Origin of the sequence: Argonema galeatum A003/A1 (assembly GCF_023333595.1) — a bacterium.
Classification (GTDB): Bacteria; Cyanobacteriota; Cyanobacteriia; order Cyanobacteriales; family Aerosakkonemataceae; genus Argonema; species Argonema galeatum.
Genome location: NZ_JAIQZM010000011.1, coordinates 45,161 through 66,498, shown reverse-complemented (window position 1 = coordinate 66,498; position 21,338 = coordinate 45,161). Strand labels below are relative to the sequence as shown.

Annotated in this window: 22 protein-coding genes; 12 read left to right on the top strand and 10 right to left on the bottom strand. The window is 45.3% G+C overall.

The genetic code is table 11. The annotated features are described in order from the left end of the window. Window positions 1-642 precede the first annotated feature (642 nt). Both LAY41_RS13895 and LAY41_RS13890 read left to right on the top strand, forming a co-directional pair. On the top strand, window positions 643-1,689 hold the full coding sequence (locus LAY41_RS13895; RefSeq protein ID WP_249098527.1) for a zinc-dependent dehydrogenase: 1,047 nt from the start codon (window positions 643-645) through the stop codon (window positions 1,687-1,689). Between the two features lie 170 nt (window positions 1,690-1,859). After that, window positions 1,860-2,255 (top strand): Na-translocating system protein MpsC family protein, encoded by a 396-nt coding sequence (locus LAY41_RS13890; protein WP_249098524.1) that lies wholly within the window; start codon window positions 1,860-1,862, stop codon window positions 2,253-2,255. 7 nt (window positions 2,256-2,262) lie between these two features. On the opposite strand, the gene LAY41_RS13885 is transcribed toward LAY41_RS13890, so the two are convergent. Further along, entirely contained in the window at window positions 2,263-2,667 is a 405-nt protein-coding gene (locus tag LAY41_RS13885; protein WP_249098521.1) for a response regulator, read from the bottom strand. 741 nt (window positions 2,668-3,408) lie between these two features. Between LAY41_RS13885 and LAY41_RS13880 the strand changes: the two genes are divergently transcribed. Next, window positions 3,409-3,828 (top strand): Na-translocating system protein MpsC family protein, encoded by a 420-nt coding sequence (locus tag LAY41_RS13880; RefSeq protein ID WP_249098518.1) that lies wholly within the window; start codon window positions 3,409-3,411, stop codon window positions 3,826-3,828. Here LAY41_RS13880 and LAY41_RS13875 read toward each other — a convergent pair. Continuing rightward, a complete protein-coding gene (locus tag LAY41_RS13875; protein ID WP_249098515.1) occupies window positions 3,801-4,232 on the bottom strand; it encodes a response regulator in 432 nt (143 codons plus the stop codon). The genes LAY41_RS13880 and LAY41_RS13875 overlap by 28 nt on opposite strands. Window positions 4,233-4,946: 714 nt before the next feature. On the opposite strand from LAY41_RS13875, the gene LAY41_RS13870 reads away from it, so the two are divergent. From LAY41_RS13870 to LAY41_RS13860, 3 genes are all read left to right on the top strand, one after another. Further along, window positions 4,947-6,314 (top strand): NAD-dependent succinate-semialdehyde dehydrogenase, encoded by a 1,368-nt coding sequence (locus tag LAY41_RS13870; protein ID WP_249098512.1) that lies wholly within the window; start codon window positions 4,947-4,949, stop codon window positions 6,312-6,314. A gap of 305 nt (window positions 6,315-6,619) precedes the next feature. Next, entirely contained in the window at window positions 6,620-6,817 is a 198-nt protein-coding gene (locus tag LAY41_RS13865) for a DUF2283 domain-containing protein (protein ID WP_249098509.1), read from the top strand. A 28-nt stretch (window positions 6,818-6,845) separates the two neighbouring features. After that, entirely contained in the window at window positions 6,846-8,483 is a 1,638-nt protein-coding gene (locus tag LAY41_RS13860) for an acetolactate synthase large subunit (RefSeq protein WP_249098506.1), read from the top strand. An 89-nt stretch (window positions 8,484-8,572) separates the two neighbouring features. On the opposite strand, the gene LAY41_RS13855 is transcribed toward LAY41_RS13860, so the two are convergent. After that, a complete protein-coding gene (locus LAY41_RS13855; protein ID WP_249098503.1) occupies window positions 8,573-9,421 on the bottom strand; it encodes a Uma2 family endonuclease in 849 nt (282 codons plus the stop codon). A 196-nt stretch (window positions 9,422-9,617) separates the two neighbouring features. On the opposite strand from LAY41_RS13855, the gene LAY41_RS13850 reads away from it, so the two are divergent. Both LAY41_RS13850 and LAY41_RS13845 read left to right on the top strand, forming a co-directional pair. Next, complete coding sequence (locus LAY41_RS13850) at window positions 9,618-9,848, top strand: addiction module protein (protein WP_249069860.1); 231 nt, start codon at window positions 9,618-9,620, stop codon at window positions 9,846-9,848. Then, window positions 9,845-10,135, top strand: coding sequence for a type II toxin-antitoxin system RelE/ParE family toxin (locus LAY41_RS13845; protein WP_249098500.1), 291 nt, complete (start codon window positions 9,845-9,847; stop codon window positions 10,133-10,135). The genes LAY41_RS13850 and LAY41_RS13845 overlap by 4 nt, the downstream gene beginning before the upstream one ends. A gap of 8 nt (window positions 10,136-10,143) precedes the next feature. Here LAY41_RS13845 and LAY41_RS13840 read toward each other — a convergent pair whose 3' ends face one another. Together LAY41_RS13840 and LAY41_RS13835 are read right to left on the bottom strand one after the other, a co-directional pair. Beyond that, window positions 10,144-10,479, bottom strand: coding sequence for an element excision factor XisI family protein (locus LAY41_RS13840; protein ID WP_249098497.1), 336 nt, complete (start codon window positions 10,477-10,479; stop codon window positions 10,144-10,146). After that, complete coding sequence (locus LAY41_RS13835) at window positions 10,464-10,883, bottom strand: XisH family protein (RefSeq protein ID WP_249098495.1); 420 nt, start codon at window positions 10,881-10,883, stop codon at window positions 10,464-10,466. Before LAY41_RS13835 ends, LAY41_RS13840 begins: the two co-directional genes overlap by 16 nt. A gap of 271 nt (window positions 10,884-11,154) precedes the next feature. Here LAY41_RS13835 and xth point away from each other — a divergent pair, with 271 nt between their 5' ends. Both xth and LAY41_RS13825 read left to right on the top strand, forming a co-directional pair. Continuing rightward, window positions 11,155-11,934 carry an exodeoxyribonuclease III gene (xth, locus tag LAY41_RS13830; RefSeq protein ID WP_249098492.1) on the top strand — a complete coding sequence of 260 codons (780 nt, stop codon included), beginning with the start codon at window positions 11,155-11,157 and terminating at the stop codon, window positions 11,932-11,934. Window positions 11,935-12,006: 72 nt separating this feature from the next. Further along, window positions 12,007-12,882 (top strand): SDR family oxidoreductase, encoded by an 876-nt coding sequence (locus LAY41_RS13825; RefSeq protein WP_249098489.1) that lies wholly within the window; start codon window positions 12,007-12,009, stop codon window positions 12,880-12,882. 275 nt (window positions 12,883-13,157) lie between these two features. On the opposite strand, the gene LAY41_RS13820 is transcribed toward LAY41_RS13825, so the two are convergent. From LAY41_RS13820 to LAY41_RS13810, 3 genes are all read right to left on the bottom strand, one after another. Beyond that, window positions 13,158-14,429, bottom strand: coding sequence for a PPC domain-containing protein (locus tag LAY41_RS13820; RefSeq protein WP_249098486.1), 1,272 nt, complete (start codon window positions 14,427-14,429; stop codon window positions 13,158-13,160). A gap of 579 nt (window positions 14,430-15,008) precedes the next feature. After that, window positions 15,009-16,274 carry a PPC domain-containing protein gene (locus LAY41_RS13815; protein ID WP_249098483.1) on the bottom strand — a complete coding sequence of 422 codons (1,266 nt, stop codon included), beginning with the start codon at window positions 16,272-16,274 and terminating at the stop codon, window positions 15,009-15,011. 697 nt (window positions 16,275-16,971) lie between these two features. Next, the gene (locus LAY41_RS13810) at window positions 16,972-17,733 is read right to left on the bottom strand and encodes a TIGR00297 family protein (protein ID WP_249098481.1); all 762 of its coding nucleotides are present in this window, start codon (window positions 17,731-17,733) and stop codon (window positions 16,972-16,974) included. Window positions 17,734-17,759: 26 nt separating this feature from the next. Here LAY41_RS13810 and LAY41_RS13805 point away from each other — a divergent pair, with 26 nt between their 5' ends. After that, on the top strand, window positions 17,760-18,191 hold the full coding sequence (locus tag LAY41_RS13805) for a VOC family protein (RefSeq protein WP_249098477.1): 432 nt from the start codon (window positions 17,760-17,762) through the stop codon (window positions 18,189-18,191). Between the two features lie 45 nt (window positions 18,192-18,236). On the opposite strand, the gene LAY41_RS13800 is transcribed toward LAY41_RS13805, so the two are convergent. Continuing rightward, window positions 18,237-18,878, bottom strand: a complete 642-nt coding sequence (locus tag LAY41_RS13800) for an esterase/lipase family protein (protein ID WP_249098822.1) — start codon at window positions 18,876-18,878, stop codon at window positions 18,237-18,239. 279 nt (window positions 18,879-19,157) lie between these two features. Between LAY41_RS13800 and LAY41_RS13795 the strand changes: the two genes are divergently transcribed. Beyond that, the gene (locus LAY41_RS13795; RefSeq protein ID WP_249098474.1) at window positions 19,158-19,901 is read left to right on the top strand and encodes an alternative oxidase; all 744 of its coding nucleotides are present in this window, start codon (window positions 19,158-19,160) and stop codon (window positions 19,899-19,901) included. Between the two features lie 53 nt (window positions 19,902-19,954). Here LAY41_RS13795 and LAY41_RS13790 read toward each other — a convergent pair whose 3' ends face one another. Then, window positions 19,955-21,331, bottom strand: a complete 1,377-nt coding sequence (locus LAY41_RS13790) for a proton extrusion protein PcxA (protein ID WP_249098472.1) — start codon at window positions 21,329-21,331, stop codon at window positions 19,955-19,957. Window positions 21,332-21,338 lie beyond the last annotated feature (7 nt).

Here is a 21,338-nt window from a genome sequence, read left to right as displayed (position 1 = left end):
TAGAACTGTGATGTCCCATAAAAAATCGTTGTGTTTGCGTCTCTAATTCCTGTTACAGACACTCCGATTTCCCATCAGGACAAATTTTTAGGAGTTATCCTAAAATTCGTTCTAGCTGAAAACATAGATCGGTTTTTACGTACTGATTTAACTCATTTTAAAACTCTATGAATTACGCATTTCAACAGAGAAATGAGGTGATAATGTATAAGCAGTAAGCTACCTCAAGGGATGTGTGAATTCGTTTTTGGTAATAGCCGAAATCCCTGCTCTGCTGTACTGGATACCAACCTAAAACTGGACAAACCTCACCCCCCCAACCCCCCTCTTCGAGATCGGAGAGGGGGGAGAAATACTCTCGTCCCCGTCCAACCTCCGTCGAAGAGGTCAAAAAGGGGGGAGAAATACGGAGAAATACTCCCGTGACCCCTACTCCTCGTCAAAGGGGGGGTGAGGGCGAGACTGTCCCGGCTTAAGTTGGTAGCCATTCAGAACCTGCCACTGCCGCAATCCTTACGTAATGCGCCCCTTATGGCAGCAAAATGGTAAAGTTTAATATCAGTGGGCAAAAAAGGATAGGTGTCAACAACCCACCACCAAGCCCAGGACAGCTATGGTAGGGGTCATTCGCGGGGAAGACAGATGAAAGCACAGGTATTCAGAGGCGTCAACCAGCTGAGCTACGAAGAGGTGCCAATACCGCAACTGGAAGCGGATGAGGTGCTGGTACAGGTGCGGGTAGTCGGTTTGTGCCAGTCAGATATAAAAAAGATTCGCTATCCGCTTTACGAACCACCGCGCATCTTTGGACACGAAACTGCTGGTGTTATTTCGGCTGTGGGAGATGGAGTCAAAAAGATTCAGGTGGGACAGCGAGTTGTGGTGATGCACCACATTCCCTGTATGCACTGCGAATACTGTCTGAATGACAATTTCTCGATGTGCGATGTTTACAAGAACATCACTACAACTGCTGGGTTTGCTCCCAGCGGTGGCGGCTTTGCGGAATATGTGAAGGTTCCGGGTCACATTGTTCGCAATGGTGGATTGATTTCGATTCCCGATGAGGTGACTTTTGAGCAGGCTAGTTTTGTTGAGCCTACTAACTGTTGTCTTAAGGCGGTTAAAAAAGCTCAAGTTACTCCGGGTCAAACTGTGCTGGTGACTGGTGCGGGGCCGATCGGACTGATGTTCGTGATGTTGGTAAAATATTTTGGAGCTAGGGCTATAGCAACAGACCTCTTGCCATCCCGCATTGAGAAAGCCCTTGCTGTAGGGGCAGAAGCTGCGTTTGATGCTCGCGATCCAGAGTTACCGGCCAAATTAAAAGCACTAACGGGAGGTATGGGAGTTGATACCACTCTCCTAGCTGTTCCCAGCGAAAAAGCTTTCTTCCAAGCACTCGATTGCACGCGCAAGGGTGGGAAGATTCTGTTTTTTGCTGAATTCCCCGATCGGGTGGAAATTCCTATCAATCCCAATATCCTCTATCGTCGCGAAATTGATTTGATGGGCAGCTACAGTTCTTCGTACCGGGTTCAATCTCTGGCGACTGATATTGTGTTCAATCGGCGAATTGATGTGGATGCGTTGATTAGCGATCGCTATCCTCTTAAAAATCTAGCTCAAGCTGTGGAACAAGCGATCGCGCCAAACCCGGAAACCTACAAGATTTTGATTTACCCGTGACCCAGCACTCTGTCCGTTAGCTCAATAATTCCCTTTCTTATTCCAGAGTCTGTAGGACAATGCTGTGGTAGGATATGGCTATTGCTTGGCTTTTTTCTTCCTTCTAAAGTCTGATATAGTGTCCGCCAGTATTTCTTCGTTCCTCTAACTTAAGAAATGTACCTATAGATATGGAAAAATCAGCCCCTACCCGTGGGCAATTAGAGCGAACCCTGTCACAGCGTATCCAGGCTTTATATCGCTCTCAACTGGGCCATCAGCCCAGTCAAGTGACTTGCGAGATTTTTGATTCCAAAATTGTCATAATTTTGGAGGATACAGTTACCCAACCCGAGCAATTTCTGCTTAACAGCGGTCAACAAGAGTTGGCCGAACAGGTACGATCGGATTTAAATACGGCAATTCAACCACAACTCAAGGAATTAATCGAAGAAGTTGTGGGAGTTGCCATAATTGACTTGCTAAGTGATGCTAAATTGGATACAGGCCGTACTGCCACAATTGTTATTTTGGATAGGGAGCCTGAAGTTCGCGATTCTTCTACTAGCTCGAAGCGCCAGAAATAAAGGCTGTTTACTTCAAGTAGCGGCGCAGAATAAGTTCCAAATCATCAACTACATAAGGCTTAGTAATGTAATCATTACAACCTGCCGCTAGAATGTTAGTCCGGTCTTCTGCTCTTGCTAAAGCGGTGACTGCAATGATTGGAATCTTCTTTGTGCGGGTATCTTCCCTAAGACGAGTCACAATCTCTATACCGTTAATGTCGGGGAGCATAATATCAAGCAGGATTAGATCTGGCAAATACCTTTGTGCTAAAGCTATAGCCGTCTCGCCGGTGTCAGCAGTGATGAAAGCGCAACCAATCAGCTCGAGCGTAAAACCGATCAGCACTAAATTATCTTCATTGTCATCGACAGCTAAAACTAATGGCCTTTGGGCAACGGGCCGATCGCTGCTGCCAAGAGAAAATTCCATATCCATTCTCTGTTGGGGGAAATTGTAAATTGGTTGCTGCAAGCTTCGGCGTAAGACTGAACGAGGCATTCCTCAAGCGGCAAGATAAAAGTTTAGTCCTTATCTTCTCTCTGTAAAAGGGGGACTGAGGGTGTGGCGCTTGAAAGGGATTGGCCCGTGTAAAAATACGAAGGATGAACAGCTAATTTCATCCTTCATACCCCTAATGCTAGCTAATGAAGATATTTTAGTGTAAAAAAGTCAAAAAATGAATATTTTGACCGAAAATAATCTATAATCAAGATAATATTCCAAATATAGCAACCGCCTTGGCGATTAGGGCAGTAGGGGCGAACGCGAGTGCGTGCCGGAGGCATTAGCATTCGGGTAGTAAATATAAGGTTTTAACCAATAAATTATATGCCCGAATGCTTCGCCCCTACCGCAGATTTATGGCTTAACCGACGAAAGCGGTTGCTATACATCCAATAACAGCTGGACGCCCAAATATTAGGGAAGTGACCGAGGGTAATATAATAAAGTTAGTTTTTAGTGACCTTTGTGACAGTTTTTTTTATTTTTCCACTTGCAAAAACTGTTGTCCTTAAACATATATTCACCTCACATCAATATCAGGTCGATATATTTGGGATCTCCGCGCTGTTGAGTAAATACTTCTTTTGGCTCATTTTTGAAATTGTGTCGGCTGCTACGCTCAAAGTAGACAGCTAACATTATGCAGCTGTTCCTAAAGTGAGGTCTATGGATAAGCCGAGATCGAACCTGACACGACAGCAACTAGAACAAGTTTTTTCGCAACGCATCCAGGATTTGTACCGCAATCAAGTGGGACATCAGCCTGATAAAGTAACTTGCCAGCTGTTTGATAACAAACTTGCGATCGTGTTGGAGAATGCTATCTCCCGTCCTGTGCAACTTCTAGCAAAGAACGATCGCAGCAACTTGGCCCAGCAAGTAAGATCGAATGTTGATGCTGCCATTAAGCCACAGCTTGTGGAGGTAATTGAAGAAGTGATTGGCGTGTCTGTGGTTGACCTGCTCATCGACACTACCATAGAAACTGGTCGTACCGGCATTATCGCCGTTTTGGATGTCTCGCCTACAGTTAGCGATGCAAGCTGTCCCACCCCAAGTCAAACCAGAGATGGTGTCCGTAGATAACGATAGATGACTTTTTCTAAGTCCTCAAGCATATAGGGTTTGCTAAGGTAGCCGTCGCAACCTGCTGCTAGAATGCGATCGCATTCTTCTTCTCTTGCCAAAGCTGTGACTGCTACGATGGGAATTGTTCTTGTTTGCCAATGCTGCTTGAGGCTCGCGGTCACCTCAAAACCGTTCAAGTCAGGCAGAACAATATCCAACAAGATTAGATCGGGACGGTAAAGCTGAGCTAGCGATATAGCTGTTTTGCCATCTGCGGCAACGATTAGGGAGCAATTTAAGAATTGTTGAACAGCCAGGGAAACCAGCAGTAAGTTGTCTTCATTGTCATCCACAACCAAAACTACTGGGCAATTCGCATTAAGCGGCAGAGTATTGTTCAAGGAGAGTTGCATATCATCCATGCTCTGTTTTCAGGGGAAACTGTAAATTTAGGAGATTGTTATCTGAAAAAGAGTGGACGAGGCATTCCCCAAGCGGCACTAATGACAATTTGCAACTCTGACATCCCCACGAATAAGCATTTTTGCTTATTTTTACCATAAACTAAGGCTTGCTCGTTTGTCCTCCCAGAGAGGGGGGATAGAGGAGGCGGCAAAGAAGGGGGAGGTACGGTCGTGCGGTGGCGCTTGCAATGGATTGGCTCGCATTGATTCCACAGATTTTGGTCGTCCTAGTTCGCTTAGAGGCAGTGTCGCTCCACGAAAGTGGTAACAGCACATATCTGTAAGCTAAATTCAGTCAGGCCAAAAGATATTTAATTCTTTATTAAATCTTACCACCTTTAGACAGGAAAAGTTTAGAATGCCGGATTTATAGCAAAGTGCTTCGGATGCCGTGCTTTAGGACTGATATAGCTAGGGACTAGGGGCTTTCTTGCTAGGGACTAGGGGAAGAAGGGTTTAGAATCAAGGGCTTCGCCGAAAGAGAAAACCGCATTTATACAGATCCCATAAGCAACGAGTGTGAAATAATAATAGTAGATGGGGATCTAATCATCTTAGATTTTAAATGAGAATTTGAATCTAAAACCGACATAATTACGCGGGTAGCTCGGTAGGTGAGGCGAGAAGTCTCAGGGCTACCCCAATCTATTTGTGGAACTGGAGATCGAAACAATGGGTATCGCCACTATAAATCCGGCAACGGGAGAAACGCTTCAAAGCTTTGAGCCGCTGACGGAAGCAGAAATAGAAGCGAAACTGGATCTGGCAGAAAAAGCGTTTGTGGATTACCGCAAGACGACAATAAGACAAAGAGCCGAGTGGATGAATGAAGCTGCTCGAATTCTAGAGCGCGATCGCGAAGATTTTGCCAAAATCATGACGCTGGAGATGGGTAAGCCGATTAAGGCTGCGATCGCCGAAGTTGAAAAATGTGCCTTGGTATGTCGCTACTACGCCCAACAAGCCGCCCAATTTCTGGCAGATGTCCCGGTGGCAACCGACGCCAGCCAAAGCTTTGTGCGATACGAGCCGCTAGGTGCAATTTTAGCAGTCATGCCCTGGAATTTCCCCTTCTGGCAAGTATTTCGGTTTGCCGCACCAGCACTGATGGCGGGTAATGTAGGATTGCTCAAACACGCATCCAACGTGCCTCAGTCTGCTTTAGCAATTGAGGAGATTATCAAACAAGCTGGTTTTCCACCAGGAGTGTTTCAAACGTTGTTGGTGGGATCGGATCGAGTCGCTGCTATAATTGCCGACGATCGCGTAAAAGCTGCCACCCTGACTGGAAGCGAGGCAGCTGGTGCGTCTCTCGCCGCCGCCGCCGGTAAACATATTAAAAAAACTGTCCTGGAATTGGGTGGAAGCGATCCGTATATTGTCCTGGAAAGTGCTGATTTGGAAGCAGCGGTTTCCACAGGTGTGGCGGCGCGGATGTTGAATAACGGACAATCTTGCATTGCGGCGAAACGCTTTATCCTACAGGAAGCGATCGCAGATGAATTTGAAAAACGTTTCCTAGCCAAATTCCAAGCCTTAAAAATTGGCGATCCCATGAATCCTGACACGGATCTCGGCCCTCTGGCCACCCCAGATATCCTTCAAGATCTAGATAGGCTAGTACAACAGAGCCTTGAGAAAGGAGCAAAAGTGCTTACGGGTGGAAAACCTTTGTCCGATCGTCCGGGAAACTTTTATCCTGCCACAATTTTGACAGATTTCGCACCGGGCAGCCCAGCCGAGAGCGAAGAGTTTTTTGGCCCAGTGGCACTCTTATTCAGGGTGAAGGATATTGACGAAGCGATCGCACGCGCTAATGCAATTCCTTTTGGACTGGGAGCCAGTGCCTGGACTACAGTAGAGAAAGAGCGCGATCGTTTAATTTCGGAACTAGAAGCGGGTGCAGTCTTTATCAACAGCCTAGTCAAATCCGATCCGCGTCTGCCTTTTGGAGGCATCAAACGTTCTGGATACGGACGAGAACTGGGTGTTCAAGGAATTCATGAATTTGTAAACATTAAAACCGTTTGGGTAAAATGATAGCAACTCATACTTCATAATTAGATAAGGAGAATGAGTGAAATCAATTCGGTGGACAGACCATGCGCTCCAAATGTCAAGATGCGCTACTTTGACACAGGTTGACAACAGCAAATGCTCCGGCAGATTGTAGTCAAAGAAACTTCAGCATATCTAGTTGTAATTACTTTGTACAAAACTTTGCAGATTGCCAAATATAGCCATAGTCACATAGGTTAGGACAGTATAGAGCTATTCCCCGTAAGCAAGCGACTGTGTTTACGCGGCTTTTGTTGCACTTTGCTATATTTGAGAGAATGCCAGCCATGAAAGTAACCTATGACCAAGAAACTGATTCCATGACAATTACACTGCGCGAAGTTCCCATTAAAGAAAGCGACGAAGTTTACCCTAACGTTATTTTAGATATTGGCTATGATGACGCCATCGTTCGCTTTGAGATTTTGTCAGCATCAAAGGTTGTAGAAAAAATACCGGAAATGCAGGTTCTTGTCAAAGAATAAAACTATATACAATTCAAAGGAAAGTCAGATGAACACAGCGGAACTGTTGGTTCGTTGCCTGGAAAACGAAGGAGTAAAGTACATTTTTGGATTGCCAGGGGAAGAAAATCTCCACGTCCTAGAAGCGATCAGACATTCATCCATTCAATTTATCACTACCCGTCACGAACAAGGTGCCGCCTTCATGGCGGATGTCTACGGTCGTTTGACAGGACAAGCAGGAGTATGCCTTTCTACGCTGGGGCCTGGTGCAACCAACTTGATGACTGGTGTCGCTGATGCTAACTTAGATGGTGCGCCCCTTGTCGCAATTACCGGGCAAGTGGGAACAGACAGGATGCACAAAGAATCTCACCAATATCTCGATTTGGTCGCCATGTTTGCCCCGGTAACCAAATGGAATGCCCAGATTGTCAGACCCAGCATTGCACCAGAAGTTGTCCGCAAAGCGTTTAAAATTGCTCAGACAGAAAAACCAGGGGCTGTTCATATCGATGTGCCAGAAAACATTGCCGCTATGGAGGTAACGGGAGAACCACTCAGCAAGGGAAATTTGGAAAAAACTTTTGCTTCGTTTCGCAGTATTGAGAAAGCGGCAGAAATTATTTCCCAAGCTACTAATCCCTTAATTTTAGTGGGTAATGGAACTATTCGAGCTAACGCCAGTCAAGCTTTGACGGAATTTGCCACCAAATTGAATATTCCGGTAGCGAATACTTTTATGGCGAAAGGTGTGATTCCCTACACTCATCCTCTGGCATTGTGGGCGGTCGGATTGCAGTTGCGAGATTACATCAATTGTGGGTTTGATAACACAGATTTGGTAATTGCGATCGGTTATGACTTAATCGAATATTCGCCCAAAAAGTGGAATCCCGATGCCAAGATTCCGATTATCCATATTGGGGATACTCACGCGGAAATTGACAGCAGTTATATTCCCATTGTCGAAGTTGTAGGGGATATTTCGGATTCACTGGATGAAATTTTGAAACGGGCCGATCGCACGGACAAACCAGAATCCTATGCTATGGAATTGCGGGATGATATCCGCGCAGATTATGAAAAATATGCCAACGATGATGGTTTTCCCATTAAGCCGCAAAAGCTAGTATACGATCTGCGGCAAGTGATGCGATCGGAAGATATTGTCATCTGCGATGTTGGTGCCCACAAAATGTGGATGGCGCGGCACTATCACTCCGAAGAACCCAATACTTGCATTATATCCAATGGCTTTGCGGCGATGGGAATTGCGATTCCAGGTGCGATCGCAGCGAAGTTAGTCGCGCCCCAAAAGCAGGTGGTCGCTGTTACCGGCGACGGGGGATTTATGATGAATTGTCAAGAACTGGAAACAGCCCTCCGCATCGGCACTAATTTTGTTACCATCATTTTCAATGATGGCGGCTACGGCTTGATTGAGTGGAAGCAACAAAACCAATTGGGTCAATCAGCTTTTGTTAAATTTGGCAATCCCGATTTTGTCAAATTTGCCGAAAGTATGGGACTAAAAGGATACCGAGTGGAATCTACAGCGGACTTTATTCCTATTCTCAAAACTGCCCTTGCCCAAAACGTTCCTGCTGTGATTGATTGCCCGGTTGACTATCGAGAAAACCTCCTCTTTACTCAAAAAGCTGGTGAGTTGAGTTGCGCGATTTAATTAGTCATTGATCGGTAGAATGTAGGTTGGGTTTCGCTATCGCTTAACCCAACTTCAAGCGTCTTGTTGGTTTGAAGAAAGCGAAAGAGTTATAGCAACCCCAATCTCTGCACATCTTCCACCGACATCGACAGCGCTTGAGCTACTTGCTCTACAGTTAAACCCATTGCCAGCAGTTGGGGAATAGCATCCCGTTGGGTTTGCTCCGCGCGATCGGCCCGCTGGCGTTCCTGTTCGGTATGGAGGCGTTCGAGTCTAGCTTGTTCGCTACCAGTTAGCAATAAATTCCCCTGGTTATCCCACCAACGTAACCATCGCTGGGCCTGATTTTGATAGTTACCTTCCCAGACGCCTAACTCTACTCCCATCAGGTCGATCGGGTAATGTCCGCGATCGTTTGGTTCCAAACGGCGATAGCGAGTATTCACCCAGTTATAGACTTCCAATTCACTCGTTTTAATGATGTATATCGCATAGTAAGGAATCCGAACAATCTGCTCATATACCCAAAACTTTCCCGGTTTCTGGTTGACACCTTCTGGTAAGCGAGATAAGGGAGTATTGTCTCGTTCTTCAGAACCATTGCCACTAGCAAATTCGATCGCAATCAATGGCACAATATACTCGCGCCACAAGACGTAAGAGCGGCGAATTTCACCGTCTACTAGGGGTGGAACGTTGGGAATGTAGAACCAGTCAGGGGCTTCGGCTCCGCGTTCTGGAGGCTCTGTTTCGCGCCAGTAGATGCCACAATCTTGCCCGATCGCATATTGTCCGTGGGGGTGAAGCTTTTGCAGTGTGGCTTCCAGGGAGTCGGTGAGTAGGATACTCTGGGGATGTTCTTGGAAGTTTTTCACAAACGTGCCGTCGGAGTCGGGGAGTTGAGTGTGATCGGGAAAGGCGGGGGGTAATGTTGTGGGGTTGAGGCTTTGGGTCATGTCAACTATCCGGTGGTGAAAGGACAGATGCTTTATTAATTAGAGCATAGCGATCGTTGATTGAGGGAGTTTATACTGTTTGTCGCTCACTGTTCGATCACCGCGATCGCGAAGCATATCAACCCCGGATCGATGACCTTCTATTGGTCTAAAATCTGTTACATTACGATCGTAATTAAGCATTTGGCGACGAGCTATGCGGTCAATTGAACAACTAACAGAAGAGCTTTTATCTCTGCCTAGTGCATCAAGAGCGCTTTTGGCAGAAAAACTCGCAGAAAGTTTAGAATTCGATATCGATCCAATAATTCAGGCAGCTTGGACAACTGAGGCTCATAAACGACGTAACGAGATCCGAAGCGGTGCTGTGCAAGCAATTCCGGGGGATGAAGCCTTAGCTCAAGTGAGGCTGTTGCTTGACCCATGAAGTATGTATTTCATCCTGAAGCACTTGCTGAATATGCTGAAGCTGTCCAATACTATGCAGAACAACGTTCTGAAGTAGCACAGATGTTCATTAATGCTATTGAGGATGCTGTGTATGGAATTAGGGAATCTCCGACTCGCTGGGCTATAGTTGATGAAGATGTTTGGCGATGTTTGACGCGGAAATTTCCCTATAGCATCCTTTACACGAGCGAGCAAGACTACATTTTGATTCTCGCAGTAACGCATTGCAGTCGAGAGCCTGGGTATTGGAAAAGCCGCAAATAATTGAGGCTTTATACTGTCTGATACGTTCTCTGGCTATCGCTATTGTCAGGGAAAAAGCTAGTAACGATATCCTCTGCTTTTATACCCGCTGCAATCAGCGCTTGGCTTAGACCTTCCTCGAAGTTATCCTCTTCAATTACAATCTTATTATCTATTAAATGAGCATGAAACAGAATCGTGTCAATCCACCGCTGTTTATCCCAGCCTGTAGCCAGAATCAGAAAGTGACCAGAATCGACATCACAGACGGGGTAAAGCTGGATCGCCTGTAAACGAGGTTGGGCAATCGTTGCTTCTTTCAGGGTTTTTTTGAGGATATCTGCATAGCTTAGTGAGTTATCCATCGGAGAATTACCTCTTGACTTGGTTCGTAAACTAATAAATTGATTTTATTTCGCTGGACGGCTAACTGAAAAATCGGTTTTTGAAAGTGTTTAATGTAGATTGCTTGGCTCACGGCTAAAAACAACTGACGCTCCGGTTCTTGGTCTTCCAAGGCCCATTGGTAAAGCTGAAGTTGTCCCATCGTTTTTTCCAGTTCGCTGATGACTGAAGGTGAATCGAAGTCTTTGATTTCAACAGCGATTTTATGCCCTTCTTTTTCGGCAGTGAAAAACTTTTCTGCTCCTAAATCGGCTTTCAAAAGTGTCTGTTCTAATATTAAGACTAAAGGATCGTCCGTAATTGTCCACCCGTCTTTTTCGAGGGTGCGACGTAAGGAGAAATGTAAATTATCACGCCTAGACATTCGACATTCGAGAATTTAGGTTAGGAAAGATCAGCATAAATCTCTTAAACTCCCATGTTTTGCAGATGTCGCTATGATGTATTGTACCGCATCTGCGATACAATTCCAACCATATAAGTCGGTAAAAATGCCCGCGTAACAATCTTAATTCAGGTTTTATCCAGAATAATTATGCTTTTTTCTGATAATTTGAGTAAAAGCAGAGACTTTTTTTGATCGGTAGCTTTGAGTTTTTGAGTGAAAAGATTCACGAACAAACCGGGAATGAATAATGAAAATCGCAACTTGGAACGTTAATTCGATTCGGACCCGCCTAGTGCAGGTAGTAAACTGGTTGCAGGAAAATCCTGTAGATGCTTTGTGTTTGCAAGAGACGAAAGTTCAAGATGCAGAATTTCCGCGATCGCCTTTTGAAGATCTAGGCTATCACCTCTACATTTCGGGACAAAAATCCTACAACGGCGTCGCCATTCTTAGCCAAAAGCCCCTAGAGGATGTCACTATAGGATTTGACCCTATTTTAGGTATTTCAGATTTTGACGAGCAGAAACGGGTAATAACGGGTGTTATAGATGATATTCGGGTCGTCAACCTCTACGTTCCCAATGGTTCTGAAGTTGGTAGTGAGAAATACGATTACAAGCTGCGCTGGTTAAAAGTACTGCGCGATTACCTGCACGCACTCCTGGAAAAACAACCCAGTGGTATGTGTGTTTGCGGTGATTTCAATATTGCCCTGGAAGATAAAGATATTCACAATCCCAAAGGGCGAGAAAAGTTAGTAATGGCTACAGATTTAGAACGCCAAGCCCTGCAACAGGTTTTAGAATTGGGATTGAGTGATGCCTTTCGCAAATTCACTTCTGAGGACGGACACTTTAGCTGGTGGGACTATCGCGCGGCTGGTTTTGAGCGCAACCGTGGTTGGCGAATTGACCACCACTATCTCACCCCGATTCTCTACGAAAGGGCTCTAGCCTGCGCGATCGATATTGCTCCCAGAAAACTGACCCAACCCAGCGACCACACTCCGGTAATTGTCGAATTTTAGTAGCTAGACTCGAAATATGGCGAACAAATGAAGGGAGCAGCCAGTCCAGATATTTCGAGTGAGGTAGCAGATATGTTTTTAATCACAGGAGCTACAGGAGGATTGGGCCGTAAGATTGTGCGGCTGCTGCGAGAACGCGAGATGCCGGTGCGATCGTTTGTCCGCCTCATGTCTCGCTACGGGGAACTGGAACACCGGGGAGCCGAGATTTTTATTGGCGATTTGCAGGGAGAAAAGGATATCCAAAAAGCTTGTCGGGGTGTGAAGTATATTATCAGCGCCCACGGCTCCGATGGCAATGCCCAAGCGCTGGATTATCGCTCCAATATTGAACTAATTGACCGAGCCAAGGAGAATGGAGTCACGCACTTCGTTTTCATTTCGGTGCTGGGAGCCGATCGCGGATACGAAGATGCACCGACGTTTAAGGCAAAGCGGGAAGTGGAAAAATACCTGCAAGCCAGCGGTCTGAATTATACTATTCTGCGACCTTCCGGGTTTGCCTCCAATCTGCTCCCCCTAGCGGAACAGTTTCGTCAGACGGGGATTTACCTGCTGGTAGGCGATCCGAAAAACCGCACTTCGATCGTCAGTACCGATGACTTGGCGAGGATTGCGGTGGATTCAATCTCTACTCAAGGGGCGCGAAATCAAATTTTACCAGTAGGAGGGCCGGATATTCTCACGCGGTCAGACATTCCGCGCATTTTTGGCCGGATCTTCAACCAAGAGCCGATCGTCATTAATCCGCCGCTGTTACTGTTTGATGGGGTACGCAGTGCATTGGGACTTTTCAATCCCGGCGCTGGAAAGTCTATCGGCACTTTGCGGACGTTACTGGCAAATGAATTTTTCTGCACAACACATGACATTGCCAATCTGGAGTCGATTTTTAACTTGAAATTGGAAACTCTGGAAAGTTTTTTGCGGCGCTATTTGGGGGTTTGATATCATGTCCTTACGCATCGATTGCAAGAGAAAAATCGCTCTCTTATCTGCGTTCATCTGCGTTTATCTGTCTTCATCTGCGGTAAAAATTTAACCAATGATGACCACAGAAAAGGCCGATGTAACCGGACATGAATATGACAGATATTTGCAGGCCCGATCGCACAACAGAGTAGGGTGCGTTGCAACGCACCCTACTGCTAAAAGAACTTCACGCGAGAAATGTTGTATGGGAATCGGTTGATTACCAGTGCGGTGTTAACCTGAGCAGTTGCCTATGTAGTTGCAGTCAGAGTCAGATTGTAGCTGGTATTAATAATACGAGAGGTTGCTATTTCAACGAAATAAGTACCCGCCCCTAAAGACCGCGCTAACGAGCCTACGCTGGAAGAAGTAGCAGTTGTGCTAGCCAAAAATTCGCCGGGATCGAGAATGCCATTATTGTTGCTGTCTCCATAGACATTGGCAACCAGCGGATCGTTTACGCCGCCCACGGATAGGTTGAAGTTGTTCAGAGTATTATTCAGGACAAAGCGGTAGAAATCTTGACGATCGACAGTACCCACAAAGTCCTGATAATTACGGGTTCCGGCTAGGACGTCTATGTTTAAAGCAGTGCCCGGTTCGTTACCCGGATCGGATGCAGTTGTCGTCGGAATAGTAGTGGCAGCCAAACTCAGACTGTATGATGTGTTAGTAGTGGGGGAACCTGTTACCACATCCACGTAGTATCGACCTTGAGCCAAATTCCTGTTGATTGATGCGGGGTTAGAACTACTACCGGAAACGCTGTTCAACTCCTCACCGGGTTCGATCGCATTATTGAGGTTGACATCTGCAAACAGTTTCAGAGTGGCATTGTTGCTCAAACCGTTCAGTGTTAGGTTGAGATTGCTCGGACGATCCAGATTGAAGCTATAGTAATCCTCTGGGTCGGGAGTGCCCACAAAATCATTCAAAGTGGGGCGAGTACGCAAGCTGCCAAGATCGTAAGAAACATTGGTAATGTTACCGGGATCTGATGCTGGAGCAACAGGTGTGGCAGCTATACGCCCTTCTCGATATCCATAGTTGACAAAGTGCTGTTCTGCACTTTCAAAATTGTTGCCGAATGCTGCCCTTAAGTCAGCGTTAGCATCTAAGTAGACGCGGGGATTGAAAAATTCTGATGCAGTGCGTCCCTCTCTCAAACCATTACTTTGGTAGTGCTGAGTTAGTTGTTCGTCAGTGAGATTAGCTTGCTTTAGGTCAGGATTGACAGCTGCATAGTAAGATGCGTTAAACACAAGTCCTTGTCGGCGTTTTTCTCCTAAACTAAACGTTTCCATGTGGCTAAACAGTTGGGGTTTTGTCAACCCTGCCTTCGTTAAATCAAGGTAACTGGCTGCATAATAATTGAGGTCGGCAAACCGTGAAAATTGACGCCCCTCATTAGCACCCGCATTGACAAAGTGCTGCCGGAGTTGGTCATCTGTGGTAATTCCAGCACGAGTTAGGTCTGGATAGAGAGTGCGGTAAAAATTAGCATCGAACAGATTGATAGCCATGATGTTTTCTCCCAAGATGTTGACTTACATCTCTGTGTTGTTGAAAATCGTACTGGCGACATTTTTGACTGTAACACAATTACTCTTGGCGCTACAAGATTATGTAGGGGCGAAGCATTACGGTGATAATCTGTCGCCTCACACATAAGTTTTCGCCCGGAATGCTTCGCCCTTCCCAACATAGATATTCTTCTAGCGCGAAGGGAGTACATGATGATTAGGTGATTAGCAATAGATGCCGATTAAGAAAATCTGCTGAAGCTAATTCCGTCAAAATCATCTCGTATCCGAACAATTGATATCATGTCCGGTGGCATCGGTTACCTAAAAAATTCCCCTCTTATCTGTGTTCATCTGCGTTTATCTGTCTTAATCTGCGGTAAAAATTTAACCCCCGATGACAACAGACAATCTCACACTACCGATGCAACCGGACACAATCCGATCGGTATTTGCAGGCCCGATCGCACAACAAAGTAGGGTACGTTGCAACGCACCCTAGTGCTAAAAAGACTTCTCGCGAGAAATGTTCTATGGGAATCAGCCGATTACCAGTGCGGTGTTAACCGCAGCAATTGCCTATGCCGTCAGGCTGAGATTGTAGCTGGTATTAGCAATAGGAGATGTTGTTATTTCAACGAAGTAAGTACCCGCCCCTAAAGACCGCGCTAACGAGCCTACGCTGGAAGAAGAAGCAGTGGTGCTAGCCAAAAATTCACCGGGATCGACGCTGCCATTATTGTTGCTGTCTCCATAGAGATTGGCAACCGCCGTATCGCTCACGCCATTAAGGGATAAGTTGAAGTTGTTCAGAGTATTATTCAGGACAAAGCGGTAGAAATCTTGGCGATCGGTAGTACCCACAAAATCCTGATAATTACGAGTCCCAGTTAGGGCGTCTACGTTTAAAGCAGTACCTGGTGTACTACCCGGATCGGATGCAGTTGTCGTCGGAATAGTAGTGGCAGCCAAACTCAGACTGTATGATGTGTTAGTAGTGGGGGAACCTGTTACCACATCCACGTAGTATCGACCTTGAGCCAAATTCCTGTTGATTGATGCGGGGTTAGAACTACTACCGGAAACGCTGTTCAACTCCTCACCGGGTTCGATCGCATTATTGAGGTTGACATCTGCAAACAGTTTCAGAGTGGCATTGTTGCTCAAACCGTTCAGTGTTAGGTTGAGATTGCTTGGACGATCCAGATTGAAGCTATAGTAATCCTCTGGGTCGGGAGTGCCCACAAAATCATTCAAAGTGGGGCGAGTACGCAAGCTGCCAAGATCGTAAGAAACAGTGGGACTATTACCGGGATCTGATGCTGGAGCAACAGGTGTGGCAGCTATACGCCCTTCTCGATATCCATAGTTGACAAAGTGCTGCTCTGCGCTTTCAAAATTGTTGCCGAATGCTGCTTTTAAGTCCGGGTTAGCATCTAGATAGTAGCGGGCATTGAAAAATTCTGACGATGTGCGTCCTTCTTTAAGACCGTAGGTTTGGTAGTGCTGAGTTAGTTGTTCGTCAGTGAGATTAGCTTGCTTTAGGTCAGGATTGACAGCTGCATAGTAAGATGCGTTAAACACAAGTCCTTGTCGGCGTTTTTCTCCTAAACTAAACGTTTCCATGTGGCTAAACAGTTGGGGTTTTGTCAACCCTGCCTTCGTTAAATCAAGGTAACTGGCTGCATAATAATTGAGGTCGGCAAACCGCGAAAATTGACGCCCCTCATTAGCACCCGCATTGACAAAGTGCTGCCGGAGTTGGTCATCTGTGGTAATTCCAGCACGAGCTAGGTCTGGATTAAGAGCGCGGTAAAAATTAGCATCGAACAGATTGGTAGCCATAAAGTTTCCTCCCAAGATGTTGACTTACATCTCTGTGTTGTTGAAAATCGTACTGGCGACATTTTTGAAGGTGATACGATTAAATGATGATTAGGCGATTAGCAATAGATGCAGATTAATAAAATCTGCTGAAGCTAATTCCGTCAAAATCATCTCGTATCCGCTCAATTGACAGGCATTTACAGAAGTTTTGATAGATGGAAAAAACTGAGATCTATAATTAGAGAATTTCGCTCAAATCAAGACACTCTTATTTTTCCTAGCCGATTTGTTCAATCTGTTTGTCTTCTACTGATTAATACAAAGCCTACGCATTGATTACGGAATTACCGGAAAGAAATTTTTGTTTGTTCTTGATTTGTTTGTTTTTACCATAGCGAATTAGAGATGGGCTGACCCGAAAACCCTATTGTAAATAGGGTTTTCTACATTTTTATCCTGTTGGGCTGCGAGGCTAGACTTATATATACGTAAGTATTCTCTTGGAAGTTTGGTAGTTTATCTGGATTCGCGGTTAAATCATGTGTAGCTATAGGGTTTGAAATTGGAGATGGCGATTTCAAATTGAAGAGGTTGAATGGATTAGGTTGAGGAACGAAACCCAACTTGCGATCTAAAATGGTTGGGTTTCGTTACCTCAACCCAATTTACAAAGAGAAGTAGGACATATTGAAAAATATCCTTAATAGGGGTGAAATTATGCTAAGCGAAAGGCCAAAGCTAGCAGAATGGCAGCGATCGCACCCAGCAAAGTATTGATTCCGTTGACAACTTCATTGGTGAGCCAGCTTACCTTGCCTTGTACTGTAGCACCGATTAGACTTTCCAAATTAGTGGCAATAAAAGCCGCCACCACACACAAAGGGACACCCACCAAATCGATTAAGCCGACGCCCCAAGCCAGGAAGGCGATCGCAGCTGACCCCACAACCCCAGCTAAAGTACCCTCCAGACTCACCGCGCCTTCCGTTCCCCGCGCAACTGGTTGTAAAGTAGTAATCAGAAAGGTACGTTTACCGTAGGCTTTGCCCACCTCACTGGCGCAGGTATCAGAAAGCTTAGTGCTGAAACTGGCGACATAACCCAGCAGCAGAAGGGGAAGAGTGGGAGAGGAGGGGAGTGGGAGAAGAGTTCCCAATGCACATAATGCCCCAGTCGCAGCAGAACCCCAGACATTTTCTGGCCCACGGGCACCCGATCGCTTTTCAGCTATTCCTTCGGCTTCTTTTTGAGCCATACCGATGCGAGTGACGCCAGATCCCACGAGAAAATAGAAAAGTACCACTAAATATCCCTGCCAGCCAAGAGTACCCCAAATGAGAACGCCCAACACCCAAGCGTGAAGGTAGCCTGCTGGTGTGAGCAATTTTTTAGGGGCAAAATAGGCAATAGCTAACAGAACCGTATTCAATGCTGCGCCTACTAGCCAGGAATTAAGAGAATAAATACTAGAGAACATGAAGCACTAGCCTCCCCGAACAAACTATGAACCAAGTTTTATTTCATCTTGCCTTTCCCGTCACCGACATTGCTCAGACAAAAGCATTCTACGCCGATGGCTTAGGCTGCGAAATCGGTCGCGAAAGCCCAATTTCGGTAATTCTCAATCTTTATGGCCATCAAATCGTTGCCCACGCAAGCAAAGAACCGCTGACACCGCAAAAAGGTATATATCCCAGGCACTTCGGTTTGGTTTTCACTTCCGAAGCCGATTGGGAAGCGCTGCTAGATCGGGCGAAACAGAAGAATTTACACTTTTACCAAGAGGTTAAACGTCGATTTGTCGGTTTACCCACAGAGCATCGTACCTTCTTTTTAGAAGATCCGTTCCACAATGTGCTGGAGTTTAAATATTACTCTCATGTGTCGGCAATTTTTGGCGATCGCGAGTATGCACAGGTGGGGGATACTGTCTAATAGACATCTCCAAAATAGAATGTAGAGACGTTGCATGCAACGTCTCTACAAGGGTTCCAGGTCACGCACCTTTAATTTCTGGAGAGGTCTAATAGGTTCTCCCAGCGCCTCTGTCACCGCATGAAGACTCCTAGAGTCTGTCAGCATCCAAGGATGGAGAGGAACCGGCACCTGCACCTCTTTACCCACAAGCAGTTGCGAACTATTCGCCGGGACGATCATCAAGTCGAGGGGTGTCCAGATGGAAGTGAAGTTTAGCCTCTCCAACATGGCGACATCCCGATTCAAATCTTCCAGAAAAGCGCTACCGGGGCGCATCTGAATGCAACCGGGGCGTTGGGAACCATAGGCTGTCAACGTGCCGCGATGAGGCGAGGCGATCGTAATGAGACGCTGTACGCGATCGATTCCCCCCAGCCGCTGCACGTAGTAGCGGCTGACAACTCCCCCCATGCTGAAACCAACTAGATCTAAAGGTTGTTCTGGCGGGAAGACTTTGGCTACAAAATCCGCAACTTGCTCTGCCAAATGGTCAAGGTGCTTAGCACCATTATTTGGTATCATATTCAAGTCGTACACAGACCAACCCCGCTCGATCAGGTAGGGAGCCATTCTGTGAAAAACTGCGCCGGTATCGTTAATACCGTGAACTAGCAGCACTGGATTGCGATCGAGACTACTTTTCATATCAGCATTAAATAAATTTCCTAATTCCAGCTTAGACTCAACGTTATATTTGCTGAAAAGTAAAGCTAAAATTAACCCAACCACACTTTGTAAATATTTTGTTACACTTTAGAAGTGGATTAAGAGAAAACCTTCTGAATCTTGGTGTGGATCTCGATCGAATTGTAGTGAAATTTACCATCTAAAAAGACTCTACAGTAAGACACTGCAATGGGGCCGATCGCACTCACAGTCAGATATTCTACCCACGTCCTGATTCTAGTACAAGGAGTACAATAAATGATTCGACTCCTAGTCAATTTCTTAGAATTTATTCTCAACTACCTTTACCGAGACCGTTTATATCCACGATTTTTTGTTTTGGAAACGGTTGCTCGCGTTCCTTACTTTGCCTTTACATCAGTGCTTCACCTCTACGAAACTATGGGTTGGTGGCGCAAGGCAGATTGGCTCAAAGTTCATTTTGCCGAATCCTGGAACGAATTACACCACCTGCTAACTATGGAGTCCCTTGGCGGCAATAAGTACTGGATCGATCGCTTTGTCGCTCATACTGGAGCCTTTGTTTACTACTGGATTTTGATTTGCGTGTATATAGTGGCACCCAAGTCAGCTTACCAATTCATGCAGATGGTGGAGGAACACGCCTACGAAACTTACGAGAAGTTCCTCGTAGAGTATGGGGAGCAACTTAAAACTGAGCCAGCACCCCAGGTTGCCATAAACTACTACCTCCGAGGCGACCTTTATCTGTTTGACGAGTTCCAAACTTCTCGTCCACCAGAAGAACGTCGCCCAAAAATTGAGAATCTCTACGACGTATTTGTTGCTATCCGCGATGACGAAATGGAACACGTTAAAACGATGGTAGCTTGCCAAAAGCCAGATGCTCAAGTTACCTTCAAGAGTCCTCACAGTGGTGATGCTAAATTTCTACCTGAATCAAGTCTAATGAAGGTCGAAGAATCTGACGATAAATTGGCACAAGAGGCAGCTGAAAAGGAACCCGCAAAGATGTTGTAATTGGTGATGAGCGATGGGTAATTGGTTTTTCTTTCCTATTACCCATTACCAGATCACTCATTCATATTTCTGTAGGTGGCGACAGATGAAGGAGATATCCGATTCAAGTAGCGGAATATCCAGTATTTAAATACAGTGTCCAAAATTACGGGAAAAGTAGCAATAAACAAAAAGATAAAATCTCGATTTTCTGGAAGCCCTAAATGCCGCGATATATTCTCCAGTAGCACTTCCCACCCATGCGGTGAGTGGAATCCCACAAATATATCGGTAAATAAAATAATTATGAAGGCTTTAGCGCTATCGCTGAGACCATACACAAGCTCATCGATAAAAGACTTCAAAACTGCGATTTCTCTGCGACTCATAAATATGACTACAGCAAACGCAATTAGCGACAGTAAATCGGAAAAGACATTTTTAACAGCGTCAGCACTTTCGTGACGAGATTCTTCGGCAATTTTCTGGGCCTCTTCTTTTAATTCATGTTCTATTTGCTCTGGAGAATATTTAGGTACTTTAAAAATTAGATTTTCAAATTCTAGTCTCTCCTTAACTCTTGATAACTTACTAAGAGCTTCTTCTTCCAAATCCTGGTTAATGAAAATATCTAGTTCGTTTTTAATTCTGAAATTATCAACTACTGGCCCCACAACAAACAGTTTAGACAACTGATAAGTTAGCAGCGGTGCTATGATTAGAATTAAAATAAACCTAATAGAAATTGCTGTTTTTGCCTTGGACTTACGGAACTTTTTGACAACTTCTTCTTCCGACTGCGGATCTAATTCTCTCTGAAGTCTATTGAGGGTTTTAAAAATAGACCTGGGTAAAACACCCGTTTTGTCAGAAATAGTGTCATTTTTACTATCAGAGTTAGGAGTAGATAAATACAACTGCTCATTTGAAATGGGTGAGCTAAGTTCTTCAGAATCAGAGCTTTTATTTTTGGCAACTGTTACTAAAGCTAAAGATTTTTCTTGTTGTGCTTTTTGTGGTTCTGGAGTATATTGGGATATGACGCGATCGATAAATTTTAGCTTTTCTAAAATAATCGCTGATTTCTCCCTGGAATCCAGCGGATAACCCTTTCCGTTATTAGCTGCGGCATCAACTACTTCTGCTTTGGCTGAGGTCTGATTATAATTACTAATCCCGATCACTGAATTACTGGCTTTGAATTCGGCTAGGCGGCGCTTGGCAAGATTTAGATTTTTTTGGAGTTCGGCACGAAAATAGGACATCTCGCTGTCACTGTAATCAGCTGAATCAGCAGCTATTTTTTTGCCTCCAAAATATTCATCTTCAGTAGCCTTGATCTGCAAAGCGGCATTATATGCTAGTTCTAATGCCCTTTCTGGCGTTTCTGAAAACCATTCGGCGGCATAACGCAAGGAATCTCTAATTTTTGTCAAAATGGTTGTTTTCATGACAGAA